General features: G+C 67.7%; 16 protein-coding genes and 2 pseudogenes. 7 read left to right on the plus strand and 11 right to left on the minus strand.

Going from position 1 to position 22091, the window contains the following annotated elements:
• The first annotated feature begins 145 nt into the window (after positions 1 to 145).
• A complete protein-coding gene (locus OHT01_RS39940; protein WP_328551016.1) occupies positions 146 to 526 on the plus strand; it encodes a DUF6234 family protein in 381 nt (126 codons plus the stop codon).
• Positions 527 to 891: 365 nt separating this feature from the next.
• Here the strand turns inward: OHT01_RS39940 and OHT01_RS39945 are convergent, their stop codons facing one another.
• The 8 genes and pseudogenes from OHT01_RS39945 to OHT01_RS40345 form a co-directional block, all read right to left on the minus strand.
• A complete protein-coding gene (locus OHT01_RS39945) occupies positions 892 to 1062 on the minus strand; it encodes a hypothetical protein (protein ID WP_328551015.1) in 171 nt (56 codons plus the stop codon).
• Between the two features lie 589 nt (positions 1063 to 1651).
• Positions 1652 to 2746: a barstar family protein gene (locus OHT01_RS39950; protein ID WP_328551014.1), complete on the minus strand. Its 1095-nt coding sequence runs from the start codon at positions 2744 to 2746 to the stop codon at positions 1652 to 1654.
• 248 nt (positions 2747 to 2994) lie between these two features.
• Positions 2995 to 4530, minus strand: a complete 1536-nt coding sequence (locus OHT01_RS39955; RefSeq protein ID WP_443043339.1) for an ISL3 family transposase — start codon at positions 4528 to 4530, stop codon at positions 2995 to 2997.
• 56 nt (positions 4531 to 4586) lie between these two features.
• Positions 4587 to 4799 (minus strand): DUF6300 family protein, encoded by a 213-nt coding sequence (locus OHT01_RS40340; protein WP_405918330.1) that lies wholly within the window; start codon positions 4797 to 4799, stop codon positions 4587 to 4589.
• Between the two features lie 162 nt (positions 4800 to 4961).
• Positions 4962 to 7250 (minus strand): FtsX-like permease family protein, encoded by a 2289-nt coding sequence (locus tag OHT01_RS39960; RefSeq protein ID WP_328551013.1) that lies wholly within the window; start codon positions 7248 to 7250, stop codon positions 4962 to 4964.
• Positions 7247 to 7939 carry an ABC transporter ATP-binding protein gene (locus OHT01_RS39965; protein WP_328557970.1) on the minus strand — a complete coding sequence of 231 codons (693 nt, stop codon included), beginning with the start codon at positions 7937 to 7939 and terminating at the stop codon, positions 7247 to 7249. The genes OHT01_RS39960 and OHT01_RS39965 overlap by 4 nt, the downstream gene beginning before the upstream one ends.
• A gap of 59 nt (positions 7940 to 7998) precedes the next feature.
• Positions 7999 to 8409: a hypothetical protein gene (locus tag OHT01_RS39970; RefSeq protein WP_328551012.1), complete on the minus strand. Its 411-nt coding sequence runs from the start codon at positions 8407 to 8409 to the stop codon at positions 7999 to 8001.
• 266 nt (positions 8410 to 8675) lie between these two features.
• Positions 8676 to 9043: pseudogene (locus OHT01_RS40345) on the minus strand (ATP-binding protein).
• A gap of 1236 nt (positions 9044 to 10279) precedes the next feature.
• Here OHT01_RS40345 and OHT01_RS39990 point away from each other — a divergent pair.
• Positions 10280 to 11047, plus strand: a complete 768-nt coding sequence (locus OHT01_RS39990; RefSeq protein ID WP_328558428.1) for a Shedu immune nuclease family protein — start codon at positions 10280 to 10282, stop codon at positions 11045 to 11047.
• Here the strand turns inward: OHT01_RS39990 and OHT01_RS39995 are convergent.
• Positions 11016 to 11318, minus strand: a pseudogene (locus OHT01_RS39995) (DUF7638 domain-containing protein); the annotation flags it as partial. The gene OHT01_RS39990 and the pseudogene OHT01_RS39995 overlap by 32 nt on opposite strands.
• Before the next feature lie 264 nt (positions 11319 to 11582).
• Here OHT01_RS39995 and tap point away from each other — a divergent pair.
• From tap to OHT01_RS40010, 3 genes are all read left to right on the plus strand, one after another.
• Complete coding sequence (gene tap / locus OHT01_RS40000; RefSeq protein WP_328551008.1) at positions 11583 to 13835, plus strand: telomere-associated protein Tap; 2253 nt, start codon at positions 11583 to 11585, stop codon at positions 13833 to 13835.
• 15 nt (positions 13836 to 13850) lie between these two features.
• Positions 13851 to 14408: a telomere-protecting terminal protein Tpg gene (gene tpg / locus OHT01_RS40005; RefSeq protein ID WP_328551007.1), complete on the plus strand. Its 558-nt coding sequence runs from the start codon at positions 13851 to 13853 to the stop codon at positions 14406 to 14408.
• Positions 14409 to 14752: 344 nt separating this feature from the next.
• Positions 14753 to 16000 (plus strand): hypothetical protein, encoded by a 1248-nt coding sequence (locus OHT01_RS40010; protein ID WP_328551006.1) that lies wholly within the window; start codon positions 14753 to 14755, stop codon positions 15998 to 16000.
• 742 nt (positions 16001 to 16742) lie between these two features.
• Here the strand turns inward: OHT01_RS40010 and OHT01_RS40015 are convergent.
• Positions 16743 to 17303, minus strand: coding sequence for a hypothetical protein (locus OHT01_RS40015; RefSeq protein ID WP_328551005.1), 561 nt, complete (start codon positions 17301 to 17303; stop codon positions 16743 to 16745).
• A gap of 414 nt (positions 17304 to 17717) precedes the next feature.
• Positions 17718 to 18695, minus strand: coding sequence for a hypothetical protein (locus OHT01_RS40020; protein WP_328551004.1), 978 nt, complete (start codon positions 18693 to 18695; stop codon positions 17718 to 17720).
• Positions 18696 to 19492: 797 nt separating this feature from the next.
• On the opposite strand from OHT01_RS40020, the gene OHT01_RS40030 reads away from it, so the two are divergent.
• Together OHT01_RS40030 and OHT01_RS40035 are read left to right on the plus strand one after the other, a co-directional pair.
• Positions 19493 to 20122, plus strand: a complete 630-nt coding sequence (locus tag OHT01_RS40030; RefSeq protein ID WP_328551003.1) for a hypothetical protein — start codon at positions 19493 to 19495, stop codon at positions 20120 to 20122.
• Positions 20119 to 22056, plus strand: coding sequence for an AAA family ATPase (locus tag OHT01_RS40035; protein ID WP_328557971.1), 1938 nt, complete (start codon positions 20119 to 20121; stop codon positions 22054 to 22056). The genes OHT01_RS40030 and OHT01_RS40035 overlap by 4 nt, the downstream gene beginning before the upstream one ends.
• Positions 22057 to 22091: the final 35 nt, after the last annotated feature.

Here is a 22091-nt window from a genome sequence, read left to right on the forward strand (position 1 = left end):
CTGAGTACGCGTGCTCAGGCCCCGACCGTCACGACCGGAGAGAAGATTTTTTCACGGACGCTGGCTCTGGCGCGTCGACGTCATGAGCTGGATGTGAGTACAGGTACTCATGACACTGCGCACCTGCCGGGGTGACTATGGTCGAGTGAGTACAGATCCCGAACGTACTGGTCGAGCCGTGGCCGTGTCTGCGGCCTTGGCTGCCTTCGAGCTGTTAGCCCTTGCCCTGATCTGGCTGTCCTGGATCTTGACCTACTGGTTGGCGATCAATCCGCAGACCCCCGGGGCGCCGCCGGGTCCCTACGTGCAGAAGGCTATGTTCGTGGCGGCAGCCGCCCTGATTGCAGCCGTTGTGGCCGGAGTCCGTCGGGTACGTGTGGTTGCCATTACCCAGCTCGTGATGGTTCTCGTCATTTGCGCGGCCCTGGCCAGCGCGAAGGTCGCTGGTGAACGCATTTACGAGTCCTCCACTCGGGGTGCCTGTCTCTCGGGCCCGGCCTGTGACGCCCCTTCGCCCGTGCGCTGAGCTGTTCCGGAGGGCCTCGGCGTCCACGAAACGATCAGACTTTGCCGCGCGCGGCCCGTCGGGCAGTACGGTTTCGACCGTCTCCCGCGGACCGGGAAGGCACGGCAGCACGCGGACCCGAGCGAGAGGACGGCGATCCCGGCGCCGAACGCTGCCGGACGCCAGACGACGGCGTAGCCGCCCGGAACCGGCGGCACGACGAAAGGCACGCGTCGGCGCCCGGACTCGGGACGGGTCAGGCCGAGACCTGTGCCCCCGGCCGCGCGCCCGAGTTGCTGACGGAGGAGCAGGTCCGGTCCCGGCCAGCACCGCCGCCCGCACGGTTCGGCAACAGCTGTGCTGGTCGCCGTGAGCGTAAGGGAGGGTCAGGGGAAGGCACATGACCGGAACGCGCGAATAGCTGCTTCCATGGCCGTTGACAGGCGAGCCAAGTACGCGCCTCCGTGGGCGGGGAAGTCGGTGCTCAACAGCGCGACGAGATCGTTCTCGTCGCGCGCTACGACGACAGAGGCATCGCGCAGGGATCCATCGCTCATGCCAGCTCTCCAAGGCGGGGCAGCGGTCGGCGACCGCGGGCGGGCATGACACGCACATCGGGCAGTAGGCCGTGAGCGAGGCAGGCCGACGAGAAGGGGGTGCAGCCCGGCCCTGCCAGAGCGCGGACACGGGCCGGGCCACGGCTGAGAACCCTAGACCGGGCAGCGGCATCCAGAGCCTTTAACGTTCGCGCATCAGGTCCACTCCCACGTACGCGACCTCTGGTCCAACGATCTGCGAGCTGCCCGGACACGGCGCTCTACGCGGTGAAGATCGCCTGGGGAGAGCGGCTGCTAGGGCGTGTTTCGAAAGTCCCGTCTGGCTCGCGACGCCTGGCACGGCACTCCCCCAAGCTCTTCGAGCAGGGGGGACCCCCACGCCGCGTTGTCGGGATCGCCCGAGTACGCCCAGTACGCGGACGACCCTCCGCCTTGCGATGCACCGCACCAGACGCCGCGAGCCCCGCCCTCCGGGCGGACGACGCTACTTTCGAAACACGCCCTAGAAGAAGGCGGCGGTGCAGCCCGCCTCTCAGCGTCGTGTACCGGCTCGACGTTTCTGGCATACCAGCACAGGCTCAACCACAACTCACGTGCAGGTCACGTGCATCCCGCCCTCGGTCAGGACTTCGAGTACCAGGGCGACCAGGTCGTACTGCTCGCCCTCCGGCGTCAGGAGGCGGGACAGGTGCTCGCGGGCGGTCGCGGCGTCCCGCCAGAGCAGGGTTGCGGGGGCGGTGTAGGCGAAGTTGCCGCGCAGGCAGTCCACGAGGGCGTCCAGGCAGCCGCCGAAGTAGCCGCCCGGCCCGTTGACGGCCTCGCCGAGTGCCAGGTAGAGGCTCGGTTCGTCGGTGATGTGGCGGCCGTCCAGCTCGTACGTGTATCTGGCGGGCCGGTCCTGGTGCTTGATCCGGCAGCCCCGCTCCCGGACGAGATCGAGCCAGGCCCCGCGCTGCCGGGTCTCGAGCTCGGCCCAGGCGCCAGGGGCCTCCGGCGGGCCGGCGAACCAGCGTTCCCAGACGGGCCGGGCGTGTCCCGGTACGGGTGCGAGCTCTGTGCCGAGTTCCAGATCGATGAGGTCCGTCCCGCAGGAGGACGGGCGCCACGTGCGGACCTTGGGCCGCAGCAACCGGTCGGTGAGCGGCTCGCCGCTGTCGTCCCGTATCTCCAGCCACGCCTCCTCCAGATCCAGCGCGCGACGGGTGCCCGTCGCCAGTGCCCGCCGTAGCCGATCCCCCGGGGCGAGCCCCCGCAGGACGAGCGGGGGCGATGCGTCCTCGGGCGCCAGGAGGCGGGCGAACTCCCGGCAGGAGCCCAGCCACCGGTACCCGTCGTGCAGCCGGACAGGAGCCCGGTGCCCCTCGGGCGGCCCCAGGCAGTCGTCCACACCCGTGAGCACGAGACCGTCCGTCCCCGGGGACCGTCCAAGGCTCTCCGCATCCTCCAGCAGCCAGGCATCGAGCGTCCTGTCCTCCGGCACCGGCCACACCCGGCTGCCGACCCAGCCGCGCACCTCGGCCTCGTCCGGCACCCAGCCGAACAGTTCGTACGTCCCGCGCCGGGGTTCCCTGAACAGTCCCTCCACCTCGGCGCAGACGCCCCAGACCCGGCCGCTTTCCGTGTCCGTCAGCGTGTACCGTCCCTGCCCGCGATGTTCCCCGTCCACATGCACGGTGGGAATCATGCCCAGACCAGATGTAGCCCGTGAAGCCCTTTTCGTGGCTGGTCGGGTTGCCTCGAGGCTGAGCGCTCCGTCTGGCGAACGACGCCAACTGGGGCGTGTGTCGGAAGTGCTTAGGTTGGCTGCCGTGAGGAGCAGGGGCGGAGGCGCAGGGTGCGCCCCGCCGGACGGTGTCCGGGCCCGCGCCCCCCGGACACGGGAGTGTAAATCTAACGGCCCTGTCTCGCTTTCGGTGGTGACGGGGCGTGCTGCTATCCGAGGAGGATGCGGTGCCGAAGCAGGGTGAAGCCTGCTCGTCCGTGCATCTGGCGTGCGATCCGTTTGGTCTTGGTGTTGACGCCCTCGGTGGGGCCGTTGCTGTACGGAAGCGTGAGCCCGGCGATCACGGCGTCGACATCCCGGTCCAGGCCCCGGGTGAAGGAATGTAGATGGGGCAGGTCGGCTGCTCGGACTTGGGCGATCCAGCGCGTGAGCGCGTCGGCGTTGCCGGCGCGCGGCGTAAGGAGTGGGGCGAAGTCCCTGATATCCGTAGCCAGTTGAGTCATCTCGGGGCAGGCGGTGGTGAGCTTGGCCAGGAGCTCGTGCTGCTCGGCCTTGAGATTGTCGGGCCTGGTCAGCAGCATCCGGGCGAGCCTGCGCGGGGAGATATGGCTGCGGTCGGCGTCCGCGCGGCCCTGGTTGATGTACTTGTGCAGGAGGTTCAGGCAGCCCGTGAAGCCGAGGGCTTTGATCTCTTCGAAGAGGTGCTTGACGGGGGCACCGGGGTCATCGGCTCGGCGTTTGCGCAGGTGCTCGCGGTAGGGATCGACGAGGCTGGCGCGGTACTTGGGGACGCGGAGCAGGCGCTCGGGCCGATCAGTGCGGGCGTAGCGTTTGACGGTGTTCAGGGCCAGTTGGAGACGGCGGGCGCATTCGAGCAAGCCGACGCCTTGGGCGAGCAGCCCGTGGACCTGGTGCCAGCGTTCCAGGGTGGTCTGGGCGCGGGGCCCGTCGTAGATCGGCGCGTCCAGCACGGTGGCCCAGCAGGCGCTGTGCGCCTTGACCTCGCTCAGAGCGGCTTCGCACAGGTTGTGCCACACATGCCACCGGTCCGCGACCTGCACTGCGTCAGGCAGGGCGCGCCGGATCGCCTCAGCGTAGGTCGCCGAGCCGTCACGGCACACGATCTCGATGCCTGGATGCTCGCGCAGCCACGCCTCCAGGGTGTCGGCCGTGCGGCCGGGCAGCACGTCGATCCGCTCGTGAGTCTCGGCATCGATGATCACGGTGGCGTAGCGGTGCCTCCGACCCAGTGCGAAGTCGTCGACGCCGATCACGCGGGGCACCCGCCCGGTGGGCAACGGGATCCGCAGCAGGGCGCGCAGGGCCGTGTGACGCGACAGGCTCACCGCCAATATCGCCAGCAGACGTGCCCCGGCCCGGCCCGCTAACTCCTTGACCACGGCCTTTACTTGCCTGGTCAGGCGGGTCGTACGCCGCTGGTACCGGTCCAGGACGCCGGGCACCTGTTCGCGGAAGGTGTGGCGGCAGCCGCGCGTGGGACACACCAGACGCCGCACCCGCACACGGACCATCACCCGTCGTTCATCGACCGGCACGTCCGCGACTGTCCGCCAGTGATAGCCGTGCACGCGTTCCGACGGGGCCTCGCACACCGGGCAGACCGCAGTGTCCCGCGGAGTCCGTGCCCGCACCACGATCCGCTGACCTTCGTCGACCACATCCTCGATGACCAGCGGGGAAAGACCCGAAAACACCGTCTGCACAAGCTCGTTGACATCCTTCACGTGAATGCCAACGACCCTCACGACTCTCCGTCACCACCGAAAGCGAGACAGGGCCGTTAAATTGACACACCCCCGCCCTCGGTGAAAAAGCGGATGAGTGCCGCGGCCGCAGGCTGGTTCGCATCGCAGATTTTGCACAGCTCCAGATGGATCGGCTGACCGAACGTGTCCTTCTTGATGTCGAGAACGTCCCTCAGTACGACCGTGTCGTCACCCCTGACCATCGACTGCTTCCGCTCCCCTTGGTGTCCCTCGCAACTCCTCCTCATCCTGCCAGGTCGCGCACGGGGGGCGGAGAGGACGGCGGATCCGGACGGGCGGCGAGCGGCTCGCCGGGTCCGCGTCGGCCGGACTCCTCGCTCGACACCGAGGGGCTGTCCGAAGCCAGGACCCGGCTTCGGACAGCCCCTCGGCCGTGTCGAACCGGTTCGTCAGTCGCGGCGGATCAGCTCCGGATCGATCCGGCGGCCGGCCAGCGGCAGTGAGCCCGCTGCCGCGGCCGCCACCACTCCCGCCACCGCCAAGGACAGCAGGGGGATGCCGGCGACATCCCAGCGGATCGCTCCGCCACCGGTGATCAGGTAGCTGGACTCGGCGAGCTTCCCGGTGACGACCGCCAGGGCGAGACCGAGACTGAGCGGCAGCACCACCTGGAGGCACTGCACGGCCCGCATGGTCCGTGCCCGGGCACCGATCAGGGTGACGGCGGTGACCTGCGCACGGCGCTCGACCGCGCGGTCGGTCACGGACACCAGGAACGCAGCCACACCGATGACCAACCCCATGATCATGCCTAGGGCCAGCAGGGTTTCGACGACCGATATCTGTTCGAGTCCCTGGACGTTCAGTCCGACCAGCTCCACCTCGGCGACCGGGGCGATCGCACCGATGCCGTCGAGGACCTTGCGGACCTGGCCGGGCTCCGAGCTGCTGGTCAGTACGAGCTCGGCGTCACGGGGCCGGGCGTGTGGGGGCAGTGCCGTCGGCGGGACGAGGAGCACGGCGTTGCCCACGGCGGACGCGGAGTACCCGCTGTAGACGATCCCGTCGGCGGGAAAGCCGATGTCCAGGTGCCCGGTCCCGCTCCCCGAGAGGCGGAACCGGAAGGGCGTGCCCGGCTTCACGTCGGATCCGACGCTGGAGTTGGGGTCGACGAGCCTCATCACCTTGCCGTCCACGCAGCCCTGGGAACGCTGGACCATGCGGTCCAGCTGCGCGCAGGTGGCGATCAGGGCGGTGGCCGACGACGCGAACGCGTCCTCGGGGCTCTTCCTCTCGAGATCGACCCAGGAGTTCATCGTGACGGCGTGGGCGCGCACACCGGCGAGGCCGCCGAGTTCCCTCTGCCGGTCCGGGGTCAGAGCGGAAAGGGAGAGGGAGTAGTCCTGCACGGGTCCGGACGGCCGACTGACCTGTTCCAGCTGGATGAGAACACCCTGGGCGAGCGAGGCGGCGTAGACGAGGAGCACGAGACCGGTGACGACCCTCATCGTGCTTCCGGGCTCGGCCTCATTGCGTCGCATCGCCAGGTTGAGCGTGAGGGACTGGGTGGAGGCCGCCACCCGTCGGGCGAGAACGTACGAGATCAACGGGAGCGTGAGCACGAGCCCGACTCCGGTCAGTACGACGCCGCCGACCACGAGCAGCGCGTTCACGCCCACACTCGACGCCGGGTGTCCGAGCACACCGCTGACGCAGAAGCCGGACACGATGCCCATACCGGCGACAAGGAGGAGAGCGCCCCACTTGGACGGCGGTCGCGGGAGCGCGGTGCGGCGTACCGCCAGTGGGTTGGCGGCGGCTTCCCGCGCACTCTTGCGGCCGACGAACCAGGCCAGCGCCGGGCAGCCGATCAGACACACGGCGACCGTGGTCGCGGACAGGGCACCGTCGTCCGGATACCACCGCAGCGCGGGCAGTCCCGTCCTGGACATCACCTGGTTGAGGACCCAGTACTCCCCGAGGCCGAGCACCGCGCCGAGCAGTGCGGCCATCACGGTCTCCGCCGCGTTCACCCGCTGGGTGCCCTTGACGCTGAGGCCCAGCAGGCGCAGCGCCGCCAGGCGCCGCATACGGCTGGCGGCGGAGAGACGCGCGCAGACGGTGAGGAAGATTCCCAGGGGCAGCAGAACCAAGGTGGCCAGAGCGAAGCGCACGTCCGTCAACGTGGACGGTTCCACGGCGGGGGACGGGGCGTAGTCGTACCCGAACCCCTTCAGGGTCCGGCCCTCGTGGGCGATACGGCCGCGCGTGGTGCCGATGTACGCGTACAGCTCGTCCGGGTGCGCGAGCCCCGCCCCGGCGATGGTTCCCTGCTCCCGTCCCGGCAGCAGCCCCTTGACGGCGGGTGCCTCGCGCAGGAGGTCGTGGACCCGCGGCGAGACGAACACCTCACCGGGGCCGGGGAGCCGGGGCAGACCGGGTGGGGCCGACCGCGTTCCCTCGGTGCCCCGGGCGATGAACACGCGGGTGAACGGCCTGGATCCGTACGCGTCGGAGCGCTCGACGACGAGCGTGCCGTCCGCAGGCCCTTTGGAGGAGGTGACGGGCTGCCGTGCCGCGGCCCGGCCGTCGTGGGCGTGCAGGATCGCCGGAACGGTGAGGACGAGGGCGAGGCAGCAGACACCGATGGAGCCGCCGGCCGCCATCAGGAAGAAACGTGTGCGGTTGCCGCGGCCTGCGCCGAGGAGCAGCCGCAGGCCGAGCAGGAATTCGGTCACGCCGCACCTCGCGGCGTGAGTATTCCGTCCGCCATCGTGTAACGGGTGTCGGCCTGTGCGGCCACCCCGTGGTCGTGCGTCACCAGAATGACGGCGGTTCCCTGGGAGCGGGCCAGCCCGAGGAACTCCTTCAGCACGGCGGAGGCGTTGGCGCTGTCCAGGGAGCCCGTCGGCTCGTCCGCGAACACGACCGCGGGCCGGTGGACCAGGGCGCGCGCCACCGCGACGCGCTGGCTCTGTCCGCCCGAGACCTGTGAGGGCCGACGGTGACGCAGCTCGCCGAGGCCGAGCCGCCCCAGCACTTCACCCGCTCTGGCGAGGGCGGGCTGCTTGCGCTGTCCGGTCAGGCGCAGTGGCAGCGCGGTGTTCTCCTCGATGGTCAGTTCCGGCAGCAGTTCGCCGTACTGGAAGACGAACCCGAAACGTTCCCGGCGCAGGGCGCTGATCTCTTCGTCGGAGAGGTCACCGAGCGAGCGCCCCTCGAAGCGCACCTGGCCGCGGGTGGTGGGCAGCACCCCGGCCAGGCAGTAGAGAAGTGAGGACTTGCCGGAGCCGCTCTGCCCCGTGATGGCCACGACCTCACCCGGGGTGACCGAGAGGTGGGCGTCGCGGACGGCCTGTTGGCTGCCGTAGGAGAGGTCGACTCCGACGGCCGAGATGATGTCTGACGTGCTGATGGCTTCCCCCAAAGAAGCGTGCGGGCCCAGGGGGATGTGCCCCTGGGCCCGCGGCCGTGCCGAAGTGCCGACTACCTCTGGTAGTGCTTCGTCGACGAGCAGTTGTCAGGGTTGAGCGAGCCCTTGTCACGGCAGACGCGGATGTAGGCGTCGTCGGTGTGCAGAGCGGCGCCGTCCCAGTTCAGCTTGTCGAGCGGGACGCTGTGCTTCTGCGTGCCGTTGTAGCGGCTCCAGTCGTAGCCCTCGACACGGACCTGAATGTAGACGTTGTGACCGTCACCGTTGTCGGTGTCGTTCAGGTTGCCCGCCCACTCGAAGGCGCCGTGGTTCTGGTTCGAGGGCCAGAAGGTGTACTGGCCGCTGGTGAACGAACCGCCACCGGTGGACAGCGTCGGAATGGTGTGCCACGAGACGGCGGCCGCCGTCCCCGCGCTGACGGCGAACAGGCCTGCGGCTATTGCGCCGACTGCCAACTTGCGCATGTTTTCCTCCCGTTGTTCATGCATGACTCCGGATGGTCAGGTCCGGAGCCGTCGTGAACCTAGCAGCCATGAAGGGGAGTGAATGGCATGATCAATTCAACTCTGTCCACTTTCGATCACGTTTCCGGGTAGGGGACTTTGCTTTCCCGTGGGCTTTGTCTGGCTTGGCCTTGACCGTCAACTGAGCTTTTCCTGAGGATTGGTGACGAATCATCAGAGATGAATGGGCAGGAACTCGACATCGCCGCGCCGCTGGTCACGATCGCTCAGACGGTCTTGCCGGGGGCGCCGGGGCGCGGGGTCGTGCCCCACTTCTCGGCCAGCGAGGCGACGAGGACGATTCCACGGCCGCCGTCCTCGCAGTCACCCGCTTCGCGCGCCACGGGAAGCCGGTCGCCGCGCGTGTCACTCACCTCCACCCGCACCTGCCCGGCCTCCAGGCTCAGCCGCAGCTCGGCGTCCCGGCCGGGCATCGGCCGTGGGTGACGGCGTTCGCGGCCAGCTCGGCGACGATCAGCTCCACGGTGTCGTGCACCGAACTGCCATAGCCCCAGCCCCAGAGGTCCATCTGGTGGGAGGCGAGGCGGCGGGCGCCGCGCGGGGTGGCGCTGAAGCGGAGGGGGAAGGGGGTCATGGCCCGAAGGTCCCGTTTCGGGATGGCTCTGGCCAGGGATGACGGGCTTACAAACGGCTTCTGTAGGGGTGGCGTCGGGGCTTGTGGGGGCGCTGGGTGTGCGCCCTGCCGCTGCCAGGGCGCACAACGGGTATCGGCAGTTCGGCACGACGCACGTCCACGCCCTTTGGGCGTACCGCGATCTCGCTCATGGCTGCTGGACTCGGCACTGTAAGCGGGGGAGTTGGCTTCGGGCTGGCAGCTGGTTGTGGAGCTATTGCAGGTGCCGCTGGATCTGCAGTCGCGGCCGGCGTCGAGGAGGCGATGAAGCAGGTCGAGGAGCTGAACCGGCTGCTGGCACCGGACGGATGGGGCCTGCGTTCCTACGACTTCCTCTCCGGCCGCCCCATCTACACGCCGGTCCGGGTTCCGCCCACGGGTCCATTGATCGCGCTGCCGCTGAACGACGACGACACGGGCAAGCTCGAGCTGGTCCTCGGGCAAGCCTACAGCCTCCTGGACTGCGCCGGCGAGGAGACCGCACGCGACCTGCTGCGCACAGCGGTCCTGACCCTGCGCCACGACGGCGGCATCTACCACCCCACCCCGGGTGACCGTTGGACGGAGGCCACCTACGAGGCGGTCCTGACGGTGGAACGCGAACTCCTGCCCACCTGCACCCCGGGGGCGAAGGAGGCGCTCTGGCGAACCTTGCAGTCCGTGCTCACCCAGCTCGGGCGCATCGACGTCCAGGACCTCGTGGTCGAAGGCGACTCCCGTCCGCTGCCCAGCATCCCACCGGACTGGCGCACCCAAGCCGCCACGCCCGCGACCCCCATAGTCCGAGGCTTGCGACTGCCCTTCTCCGGCACCGAGTTCGACGTCACCGCCAGGGACTTCACCGACCTGGAGATCCGTGGTTCACAGGACGGCAGCGGGTTCCACTACCTCTACGACACCCGCGCACGCCGGATGATCACCGACTTCGTCCTCGACGACCGGCCGCAGGTAGCGACCTTGTGCAGCGTCACCGTCATCAAGAAGGGCGACACCTTCACGCCGAGGATCAAGCTCTGGAAGAAGGACAAGAGGAAAGCCGAGGAAGTCTCCGCGACGCAGACAGTGCCCGATAGCGGGACCACCCGGGCCGTCAAGGCGCTCGTCGACACCGGGGACGTCCACGAGAACTTCTGGAAAGTCATCAACTTCCTCCAGGGCTGCACCGGCCTGAGCACACCCGGCGACTCCCTCCAGCTCATGGTCGGCGACGAGGCCCACCTGGCTCAGCTGCTGACCGGCCAGGACCGGACGACGGTGCTCGGCGCGGTCAGGACAGCCATCGGCGGCGGACTCACCGAGGAGGACATCCGGCTGATCAGCAACCGCAAGGAACAGCTCCGCAGGTTCGAACGGCTGCTGACCGACCACGACTACTTCCGGAAGGAAGAGAGCCTGGCAACGACACGCGGGGTAGAGGCCGTCTGGCAGGCCTTCTTCGAGACGAACCAGTGGATCTTCGGCTACGGGCTCAACCTCATCGCCTGCGAATCCATCGACGACGGCAAACTGGAACGCATCACCACCGGCGCCAACATCTTCAGCGGAGCCGGGAAACGCATCGACGCCATCATGCGTTCCAAAGGCCTGATCAGCAGCATGCTCTTCTGCGAAATCAAGACCCACGACACGGAGCTGCTCGCCAAGACCCCATACCGCGCGGGCGTCTACCAGGCATCGAAAGAACTGGGCGGCGGCGTGGCGCAGGTGCAGAAGACCGTCAGCAAGGCCCAGCAGCTCATCTCCCACGAGTTCCTCACCCGCATCCACGACGACGACGGCACCCCGACCGGCATCGAACTGTCCACCACCCGGCCCCGGCAGGTCGTGGTGATCGGGAGCCTGCGCGAGTTCACCCATAACGGCGCCGTGAACCCGGAGAAGATCAACTCCTTCGAGCTGTACCGGACATCGATCCAGGACGTCGAGATCATCACCTTCGACGAGCGACCAACAGCTCGGGCGTGAGCCAGCTCTTCGGTTCGCAGAACTTCCAGTCCGCCAGCTCGTGTGCGGAGGCCTCGCCGCCTTCCGGGAAGCTGGTCGCCACCCAGCCGGTGCGCAGCTTCTCCTCGAACTCCACGACGGTGACCAAGCCCCAGCAGTCGATGAGCCCGTCAGCGTAGATGAAGAGGTCGGTGAGGAAATAGTGGCCGCCGTTGCGGATGAAGACGTGCCGCCAGGTGCCGGGTATGCGGACGCCGTCCGCCGTGCGATAGGTGATCCGGTTGCCGATCATCCTGGGATTGTGCCGGAGCGGCCGCTGGTCAGGCCGTGAATCTGCTCCGGACGCTTCCAAAACCTCACTGCCCAGGACCACCCGCATTGAACTGCGGACAGACTTCGGTGAGACAGACGTCGACTGGTCAAGCTTCGGCGAGACAGGACACCCGTCCTTAGCTTCACGGGTTGCCCTTCGGACGCTCTTCGTACGCAACTCGTACGACGTATGTACGCACTTTGTACGGTTGTCGAGGGTAGGGTGGTGGTCTGGAGGTGCTGCATGTCTGAGTTGTTCGATGCGGTGGATGCGCTGGTGGCGTCCCGCTCGTCGTTGCCGCCTGCGGTGGAGCGTAAGCGGCTGCGTACCGCGCATGGCCTGACGTTGGATGAGGTTGCTGCGGCCTTGCAGGTGCGTCGGGCCACGGTGTCCGGCTGGGAGTCGCTGACGAAGCCTACCGAGCCGCGTGGTCCGGAGCGTGAGGCGTATGCGCGGATGCTGCGGCAGCTCGCGGAGCTCTACCCCACCCCGGAAGAGCCGGCCGCCCCGGCACCCACCCCCGTCACTGCTGCGCGCGCCCCGGCGACTTCGGCGCAGGCGCGTCCTGTGTCCACCAGTCCGGCACCCGAAGCTGCGGCCAGGACCGCAACTAAAGACCCCCAGGCCCCTGTTGCCCCCGTCACTGCTGCCCCCGCTGCTCCGGAGGCCGTGCCGCGTCCGTCGCCCACTGCCAGTCCGTCGTCGACGCCGCGTCGTCCGCCCGCACGGAAGGCAGCCCCGGCCGGCACCCCGGCCGCGGACACCGACCCTCGGTTTGTGAACGGGCCGCTGGCGGTCGTCGACGTCGAGGACGGTCAGGTGGTGGCGTACTGCACCGGCGGCCTGGTCCTGGACGTGCCCGCCAAGTCTCTGCCGTCCCTGGTGGACTGGACGCTGAAGGAGGCGAAGCTCGGCCAGCCGAGGCTGTCCGGCCCCGGCAAGGACGGCGATCCGCTGCTCGTCCTCACTGAGGCCGCCCTGGAGCGCTACGGTCTGCCCGTCGCCCTCGGCGACGAGGAGCGTCTCGCCGGGCGGATCCCGGAGAGTCACAAGGTCGTCAGGCAGCTCGTACGTGCGGAGTGGAAGCTGACCAAGCGCGGGTTGGGGCCGTGGGCGAGGATCTACCGCCCTGCGCAGGGTTCGGACCGTCAGTGCGTGCAGCTGTGTATTCCGTCGTGGCATGCGCTGGGCACCCGGCATTGGGGCGAGGTGGGGCAGCTGGCGCCGGCGGAACTTGCCCGCGTCCTGGGCGTGTTCGCCTCTCAGGTGATGACGCCCCGCGGATCGACGGCGGTGACCGGCCTGGAGCTGATGACCGCGCTGCACCCGCCGACTCGGGCCTCCGATCCGGATGTCGACGGCAAGCGGCACTCCGAGCACAATCCCGGCAGTCTGGGCCGGGACCCGGTCGACCCGGCGCCGTGCGAGGCCCCCGACGGCCACCCCCTCCTCAAGGACCTGCCGCGCTTCCACGTCCGCGGCCCCGGGGAGAAGCTGTTCGAGGAGGCCTACGACTGGGCGCGGCCGATGACGGATGCCGAGTGCACCCTGCGACATCTGGTCGGCATCGACGTCAACATGGCCTTCGCCGCCGGCGCCAACGGCCTGACCGTCGGCCTCGGCGTGCCCACGCACGTACAGGCGCCCGTGTTCGACGCGAAGCTGCCCGGCTCCTGGCTGGTCGACCTCTCCCACGTGGACCTGTCGAGGGTGAAGGTCGGCAAGGACAAGTGGGCAGACCTGGACGCGAGTCTGCTGCCCAGCCCGTTCACGCCGAAGGGCGACCGGCCCGAAGGGCCGGCCTGGTACGCAACACCCACCATCGCCTACGCGCAGGAGCTCGGCTACGACGTCACGCCGGTCGAGGCCTGGGTGCGGCATGAGAATGGCCGTTATCTGGACGGCTGGTACAACCGGCTGCGTGACGCGTACCTCGCCACGATGGCCGACCTCGGCGTCTACGCCGACCTGTCGCCGGAGGATTTCCTGGCGGCGATGGACGGCTACAAGCAGCGTGACCCGGAGTTGGCGATCGTCGTCTCGGCCATCAAGGCGACGGTGAAGGGCGGCCTGGGCAAGCTGCGCGAGCGTCCGCGTGGGGAGGGCTGGCGGCCGGGCGAGCCGTGGCGGGCCCTGTCCCGTCCGACGTGGAGGCCGGACATCCGCGCGGCGGTCATCTCCCGCACCCGGATCAACCTGCACCGCAAGATCGTCAAGCACGCGGCGTTCACCGGCCAGTACCCGGTGGCGGTCCTGTCCGACTGCGTCGTCTACGCGGCAGGCGGGCCCTCCCCGCTGGACTTCCTGCCCTACCGGGATGGAAAGCCGCTCCCGGGCGGCTTCAAGCTCGGCATCAACCCGGGCCTGGTCAAGCACGAGGGCACCCAGAGCGTGCTGTGGGGTGAGGAGGTCCGCGAGCGGTTCAACGCACCGGAACTTAATCTCGCCCGGTACATCAAGGACGGCACCGTCACCGACGCCGACAATGGCGAATAGGGGAGTGGGCAGGCGATGAGCATGTTCGGGGACGGCCTGGACGCCGCGGTGCAAAAGGCGTTCACCCGCCCCGCACCCAAGTCCGCGGGCCCGCAGATGCGGTACATGGTCAAGCAGCTCGGCGGCACGAAAGCGGTCGCCGAACTGCTCGGCGTGTCCCAGCGGCAGGTGGAGCGGTACGTAGCGGGCACAGCCAAGAAGCCGCGCCCCGACCTCGCCGCCCGCCTGGAGCGCGAGGTAATCAAGCGCTGGCAGCCGCAGATCCGGGCTAAGGCCCGCAAGAAGGCCACGACGACCGGCGGCATCATCATCGACGCCCGCGCCCGCATGGGCTACACCGCGCCGATCGGCTCGACCGACCAGGACCGCATCCGGCACCTGACCGTCGCCCTGCCGCCCCGCTACGCTGCCCGCCTCTTCGACGCCCAAGCGGCTGGCGCAAGCGACACCGAACTCCAGGAGATCGCGGCCGAAGCCCTCAAGGAGGTCTACTTCCAGGACGGCGGCCGCCGCGCCGGCAGCCTGGAAGAGGTCCGGTTCACCGACGTCGAACACCTCGAGTTCGACCTGTAGCAGCCCGCCCCGAACAGGCCGCGAGCCCGGCCCAGTTGGTCCGGGCTCGCTTGCGTATCCGTGGGGGCTCGGATGTTCATGCACACGTGCCGTGTCCAACGACCGCGGCCTCCACCAGCCACCGCCCGAGGTGAGTACCTAATCCTGATCTATGCATGACAAATGCCTTCCAGGGGCGCGTGTAGAGATCGGGGATGCAGGTTGCACACGAACGTCCCGAGCGTCGTCGCCGACAAGTGCCTGCGGGACTACGGACAGTTGATCAGCCCATAATCGGATTCAGTGCCGAGCGACCCGGCACATCGCACCCGCCCCGGGTGCGCTCACCGCGATCGGAGAGCATCGTGAAGAACAGCGCGTTGTGGCGAGTGGTTGACAACGAGAGTGGTAGCCAGTCCATCGTCAGCACGCCCTCCGAGGCGGTCGTGTTCGTCAACAGCCGGTTCGACACCGATGACGACGAGCCGTTCAGCATCACCGAGGTCGGTCCTCTCCTTCCGAAGCCGCTCGGGGTCATCACTGCATGGGCCGCCGAGAAGGACGGCGAGCGAACCGACGGACGTACTGCGCCGATCACCATCAGGCCGGTTGTGACGGACAACGCCAGCGAGTGCGAAGACGTCGTGCTCTGGGGCGACGTATATGTCTCCTGGGACCACGACATGTACACCGTCGAGGAGCCGGAGAGCTCCGAGTACAGCGAGGCTTACAGCGCAGCCGAGTTGAGCGCGATCCTCGACGAGTACGCCGACGACTACGAGTACGCGCCTGAAGGGCCTGAAGGGCCTGACAGCCACAGGTGGCCGAAACCGGAAGAGTTGATCACCTACGGCGCCCAGGAGTGTGCCAAGCGGTTCGGGCACCTCGACGACGACGCCCTGCTGTGGCTGGCCGCCACCCGCATCACGCTCGCGGTGTGGCGCAACACACCCGTCGAGAACTGGCATGCCGGGAAGAGTCCGCTGCACGACGGCACAATGATGCGGATCAACACGGCAACCACCCGACTCGTGCGCTCGATGCTGTCGTTCGACCATGTCGACTGGATCGCTGTCGGTCTCGCGATCGTCAACCCGTCTCGGGTTCTACCGACCGCGCAGTCTGTGCTCGAGCTTGGGCTGTCCTGCCACAACCCTGACGACCCGGCGCACGAGGTTGATCCGCGAGAAGAACTCGCGGAGATGGCACAGGTCGCGATCTCATGGGGGCGAAGGTACTGCCTTTACGAGAAGGAGTTCGGCCTGCGAACCCTGATCGAATCCTTCTGCGCGTCCGACAACGGCTGGTTCGGAGCTCCGAGTTGGGGGCGCATCGTCGATCGGTTCCTTACGGCTGTCGACGACCGGAAGAATGCGCACTGGCGCATGCACCGGGACAAGCCTTGGTTCGACGATTGGTTCACCAACCGCCCGGCCGACATTGCGGACACCACGGAATTTCGTCGGCTGCTCCATGCCGGGCCCGACCTGCTGTCCGAGGAGGCCGCCGAATGGTGCGTGGACGGTGCCATCGGCTACGTCTGCCCGGACGACCACGCAAACGGCTGCCCGCGGTGCGGTATCCCGCTGGCAACGGAGTCCTCAAACGAGTGACGGCAGTGGCCAGCGATTCTCAATCCCGTGCCAGTTCGGCCAGTCACATGACACCGCGACTGAGAAAATGACACGGGATCTGAGAACATGAGAGCTTTTACCCGTCCCGCGCCGAAATCCGCAACAGCCCAGATGAAATTCCTCCTCACGCGGGCGCAGGGCTCGACCACCGATCTCGCCCACCTCCGTGCAGCAGATCCTGGACCTCCAGGAGGCCGGAGCGACGGAGGAAGACCTGCATCCCCTCGTCGTGGAGGCCATCACCGAGTCGTATTTCACTGAGTGGGGCACTCGCGCCCATGGTCTGCGTGCGGATTTTTACGCACGTTCAAGCTGTGGATTTCCTGTTCTGACGCAGTCGAATCCCAGCCTGCTATAAAGAAATCCGGCGGGTAGCCTCAGAAGCGTTCTGGCGGCGGTCCGCTCTGATTTCTCACCACGAATGCGAGGTCGAAGACGACCAGGATATGGCTGCCCGACGGCGGTACCCGCAGACCGCTCACCCTGCCCCGCCGTCACCGGGTCATGGACGCCGGCGCTGTTGCGGCGGCCCTCGAGGAAGCGCGGCTCGATGCCCGGCAGGCGTCCCGGCACGAGGACCCGGCCGACGACGTCCGGGGCCCGGCGGAGCTCGCGGACTGGGAGTTGTGTCCACCAGCTGCTCGCCGACGCCGTCCCGGGCACCGTCTACGACTCGACGACGTGTTCGGCGCGGCCCGCGCCCACTCATCGCCCAGTCTGCTCAGGCGTTGCCCCAGGCTTCGAGGAAGCGTGTGCGGTCGTCCGTCCGCCGGCTGGCGAGTAGAACGTGCCAGGCACTGGTCTCAGCGTCGCGCAGCCACAGCCGCCCCAGGTACCGACTTCCGCCGGTGAACGTGTCACGCGCCAATGCGTCACCGAGCACGTCGGCTACAGCGTCGCGCTGTTGGTCGGAGAGTTCTCCCAGAAAGCTGAGTACGCGGTCTGCGATGCCTCCCTCGTTGCTTTCAAGAATGCGCTCGAAGAACGGACCACCCGCGTTGCCGGGATCGATGTAGAGAGCGGCGTCACCTCCCGCCTGCCCCAAGGAACGCCAGAACTCAGCACCATCGGGCGTGCCTGGCAAGGGAAGCGCGGCAAAGAGGTCGGCCAGATGTCCGTTGGCCGCTTGATCGTAAGAGACGTCGCAGGCCGCGGCAGACGCGATCCTCGCAACGTGCCCAGTACTCAGTCCCTCTTCCGGCCAGTCCAGTGGGGTGTTGAGTTCCTGAACAAGGTGCTGGGCCAGTTCGTCGTCCTTGCCCAGGAAGTGCCTGACGATCACGTGTTCCCCCCAGTTCCAGCTGGCGTGCACCGGCTCACCAGTCTGCCCAACAGGGCGGTGATCCGCCGGGGCCTGCAGACAACGTCCGGAAAATGCTTGCACCACAGCTATCACGACCACCGACAGCGTTGCCCAGGCCGAGCTCGCCGCCGAAGCCGCGGCCGCCGCAGACCGCCGTACGCGAGGCGTAGCGGATCGTCCGCGCGCCGACGAAGGCTCGGCGCCCTGAAACAGACCGGCCCCACGATGGGGACGAAGCCATCCGTGAGGAGCTCACCCCCGCCCAAGACAGCGCCCGTGCCTGCCGCATGAATGGGCGATGACCGGCCGTATCCAGACCACTGACGGCCTGAGCACCAAGAGACCGCATCGCGGGCGATGCCTGGTACCCGTCGAGCAGGCCGGGCCTGGACCTCAAAAGTTGGCGAGGCGTATGTCGTAGCATTCATCGCACATGTCCGATTCCGGGACTATGGCTGGACTCAACCGGTCGTTCCCACACCACTCGCAGATCCCTTCCCAGTCGCTGCCGCACCCGAAGCAGATGTACGAGTCTGCGGCGGGATAGCCCAGGGTGCGCACCGGAACAATGGCCGAGGCGGCGCAGGCCGGGCAGGTGGCCAGGTCGTTGCCACCCTGCTTGATGGTGATGTGCCGGTTCTCGCCGGTGAACTCCCAGGCTGCTTCATCTCCGGTGCCGTACGCCTTGTCGCAGAAGAAGCACTTCAGGTCGCGGGCGCCGCCGTCGAGGACCACGGCGTACTGCCCGCAGGAGCGGCAGGCGGTGGTGGAGTGTTCATGGCCGGCGAGCTGGCCGGATATGGACTTCTGTCGCTGGGTGACGAAGTCGGTGAGGTGTTTCAACTGGCCGCGGACTTCGTCCATCTGCCGTGCTGCCTCCCAGTCTGCGGTGTACGGCAGGACGTCGTGGTTCACGAAGTCGAAGAGCAGGGTCAGGACGGGGAGGGTACGGGTCTTCACGGCTACGGTGGTGTCGCGCCAGCCGAAGTGCATGAGCCGGTTCCGGAGATCGCCGAGCTCCTTCAAGTCGCGGCTGGCGGGGTCGAGGGTGGTGCTGAGCGTGATGGTTCCGTCCTGGGCGAGAGCGTTGAGACGCTTGATCGCCTCTTTGATGCCGCAGCTGTTGAAATCGCCGCTCTGGTGCTTGCCCTCGTCGTACTCCGTGGGCTTGGTCCACACGAGGTCAGGCTTGTACATCTCGAGGCGCGCCTTGAACAGGGTCTCGGCTGCGCACTGGAGATGAAGGGTGGCGTACTTCAGCTCGCGGGGGACGGGGCTGCCTTCAGCCGCGAGGAAGGTGACAGCACTGACGAGGAAGTCGAGCCCGTTGGTAAGGGGCGGGAAGTGAAAGTCCTTGCCGTCGTCGCGCACTGGGGGGCCTCCGTCGTCCTGGCTACTTCTGTGAGGATCTGCGTCGAGCCGCAGGGCGGTCAACCGGATTCACCGACGTACCCCGGCTGCGACTTCGTTTGCGCCAGAGCCCCGACGACCTGGCGCAGACGCAAGCCGCTTGGAACGCCACCTACCAAGCACTGGCCGCACCCCGCCCCCGCGACACCACCGCCCTGCGCCGCCGCCTGCTGCTCCTGTCCGTACGGCGGTGGTGGCACCCCTACTGGGAGACCGCCCTCAGTGCCGGCGGCCCGGTCCGAGCTGCGCCACCTCGCCCGCGCCCACGGAGCCGCCCGGGCCGCATGACCGGCCGCCCCGGTCGACCAGGAGCACGAGGTTGCGCTGGAGATTGCGCCTATTCGTTGCGCTGAAGGTTGCGCCAAGGGTTGCGCTAGGTGTTGCGCGGCCCCCAGGACCATCTCCGTGTCCGCGCAGGTCACCACGTCGTTTTGCCGTGGTCGGATGGCTGACATCCCCGTTGTGGCTGCTCTGCCCATGTCCCTTGGCTGGAGTGAAGGAGGAAGGGGCGGGCGGGATGGGCGGCGCGGCCGCGGTCGGGGATCGGTTGCGCGCTCAGCCGGTTGCGCGTCGGCCGAGGCCGCCGCGCCTCGCCGCCGTCAACGCGGCTACGACTGCGGATTGTGCTGGATCACTTACGCAGGAGTGATGATTCGTGCTACTCGTCTACGGGGCGATGGAAGCGAGATCGGCGGGGGCGTATGACATCGGACGGCGTGGAGGTACGCACACGGAGGGCGAGCCGCGTTCAGGATGCTGTGCGCATCCTCTTCCTGTTGGATCACTGTCCGCACCCGGATAGCGGGTGCCCGGCCCATCCGGACGCAGTGGCGGTGCTACGCGGGCAGAAGAAGCTCCAGGCGCTCGACTTCTGGCTCCGCAACCCCGATTACCTTGCCGATGAACTGTTGAACGCCGCGGAGGTCGGCCGGAGCGTTCCGGGAGTCAGCCCGGTCGACAGGGCGGCTGCATTGCTGGAAGGCGATGAGCCGGATCTCGAGTCCTATCCCATGATCCGCTGGCGCTATGGCGCCTACGAGTCCCTCGATGACGCTCTGGCCTTGCTGGTCGCGCATGGACTGATCGGTATCGACGCCATCGGGACAGCGCCCGACATCGACCGCTGGGATTACTGCTTGCTGCCGGCGGGCCGACGGGACGCACAGGAGATGCGCTCGCAGGAGCCGGATCTGTCTTGGTACGACGAACGCGCCGCACTGGTGCTGGTACTGGCCGGGGACCGCAGCGGCAGTGCCTTGAAGGAGCTCCAGTACGCGCAGGGTGAGTACGAACGAACCCACATGGGCGCTGACATCGCTGGCATCCTCCCGCACGTCCGGGCCCGTTTGGCAGCGCTGCAGAGCAAGGTGAGCGAGGGGATCGCATGAGTAACTTCACCGAGGCCGTTGCCCGCCGTGCCGGTGTGGACGTCGCGGAGGCCGTAGCAGTGCTCCAGCATCACCGGGTACGGGAGAGCGGCGTGCTGCCGCGACCGCACCGCCTTGCATTGACCTCGATCGAGTTCTCAGGAACCAAGGCAGGCAAGTTCACTGACGACTTCCGCTTCAGTTGGCGGCTTAGCGACGGGTTGTGGTGCCTGGCCGGCGACAACCTCAAAGGCAAAAGCACAGTCCTGGAAGTGATCTGGTGGTGCCTGCGAGGCAAGAACAAACGGCTGCAGGACACCGCACGCAGATGGATCTCCCACGTTCGGCTCGAAGGCCACATCGACGGTGAGCCCTTCAGCGTGGAGTTCCAGCACAAGGACGGCGTACCGACCGGACGCCTGGAGACCGGAAAGACCACCCCCAGTATCGGCTTCGCCGGCGAAGCCGAGTTCGCCTCCGTGATGAGCCAGTTCATGATGGACCGTCTCAACCTGGAGATCCTCCGAGGGTGGCACTCCGACGTCAAAGGCGAAGAAGATGGCAAGGCCACCGTCACCGACTGGGCGCTGTTCAGCCACGCACTGATCTGCCGCAACCGCAACGCTGAAGTCCTACTCGGAGAGACCAGCGAGAACGGATCCGTCGTCAGCCTGCTGCAGATGTTCATCGGCCTTCCCTGGACCAGCACACGCCGGGACGCTGAGACCGCCCTGAAAACTGTCCGGCAGCAGCAGCGGGGCGAGAAGCGTCGGGCCACCGAAGACACCCAGGCCCGTGCGAGCTCCCTGCAACAGCTCAAGGATGAGATCACTGTTGCCGAGGCGGCCCTCGCCAACACTGGCGCCGCTCCCGCCCTGGAAGACCAAGCCTTGGCCATCGAGCAAGCCGCGGCCCACGTTGCATCCTGCGCGGGACGCCATGCCACTGCTGTACAGGTGCAGCTAACCGTCCAGCAGAACTACACCGAGCTGCACCAGACACTCGTGGAAGACCGGAAGCGGCTACGCGACATGAAGGAGAACATGGCAGCCAAGCGCCACTTCGGGGCTCTCGCCCCGACGTGTTGCCCGCGTTGCACCACCCCCGTCGCTGACCTTGCTCAGGCGCGCGGCGACCAGGCTGCGGACCACTGCTCCGTCTGCGGCAGCACACCTCCTGAGGATGCTCCGGAGGACACCACAGCTATCGACCAGCTGAGTGAGAACATCGCCTCTCTGGCCGCTGCGGACGCCCGGATGCGCACAGTGCTGCGGCGCGCGGAGAAGGAACGGAAAGAGGCCGAAGCTCAGCTCGACGCGGCCCGCCGTGCGATGGCCGCTGCCCAAGCAGCACTACCGGATGCCTCTGTTCTGCGACGCCAGCTTGACCTGGAACGTCTGCGCGGCGCCCTGAAAGAACGCGAAGCCACCCACGCTCGCGCGGGAGGAACAACGCCGCCGGCCCCAGAGGAGAAGATCCTGGAGGCTGCGTACAAAGAAGCCGACGTGCGCGCCGGAAAGGCGAGTAAGCCCATCATGGACCGGGTCAGCAGCGAAATCTTCGACCTCGCCGTCCGACTGGGATACGACAACCTTCAGGGCATAAAGCTGCAGGCAAACGGTCCCATGAAGCTCCAGTTGGACGATGGACCGTCCTGGTTCCAGAAGGTGACCGAGGGCGAACAGCTGCGTCTGCGCATGGCCACGCTGGTGGCCCTCCTCCGCGTCGGCCAGCAGCACGGCGGCCGTCATCCCGGCCTCTTCCTCATCGACTCGGCCGGCGCCCAGGAAATGATCCCGACCGACCTTGCCGAGACACTGCAGCAACTTCGGGCGATCTGCGAAGAGACCGACGGGCTGCAGATCATTGCCGCTACGGCCAACCGTGAACTCGCCCGTACGGTCATCCCTGCCGACCGCGCGAAGATCGCTGAAGCAGGGGTCTTCATGTGGTGACCATTACTCCGTCGACGCGTTAACGCGTCATTCCT

Origin of the sequence: Streptomyces sp. NBC_00358 (assembly GCF_036099295.1) — a bacterium.
Lineage (GTDB): Bacteria > Actinomycetota > Actinomycetes > Streptomycetales > Streptomycetaceae > Streptomyces.

Bases quoted from the DNA above. Each gene is read 5' to 3' on its own strand.
- OHT01_RS39945 (WP_328551015.1), bottom strand. From the start codon at position 1,062: ATGAGCGATGGATCCCTGCGCGATGCCTCTGTCGTCGTAGCGCGCGAC.
- OHT01_RS39950 (WP_328551014.1), bottom strand. From the start codon at position 2,746: ATGATTCCCACCGTGCATGTGGACGGGGAACATCGCGGGCAGGGACGG.
- OHT01_RS40340 (WP_405918330.1), bottom strand. From the start codon at position 4,799: ATGAGGAGGAGTTGCGAGGGACACCAAGGGGAGCGGAAGCAGTCGATG.
- OHT01_RS39970 (WP_328551012.1), bottom strand. From the start codon at position 8,409: ATGCGCAAGTTGGCAGTCGGCGCAATAGCCGCAGGCCTGTTCGCCGTC.
- OHT01_RS39990 (WP_328558428.1), top strand. From the start codon at position 10,280: ATGGTCGGCGACGAGGCCCACCTGGCTCAGCTGCTGACCGGCCAGGAC.
- tap (WP_328551008.1), top strand. From the start codon at position 11,583: ATGTCTGAGTTGTTCGATGCGGTGGATGCGCTGGTGGCGTCCCGCTCG.
- tpg (WP_328551007.1), top strand. From the start codon at position 13,851: ATGAGCATGTTCGGGGACGGCCTGGACGCCGCGGTGCAAAAGGCGTTC.
- OHT01_RS40035 (WP_328557971.1), top strand. From the start codon at position 20,119: ATGAGTAACTTCACCGAGGCCGTTGCCCGCCGTGCCGGTGTGGACGTC.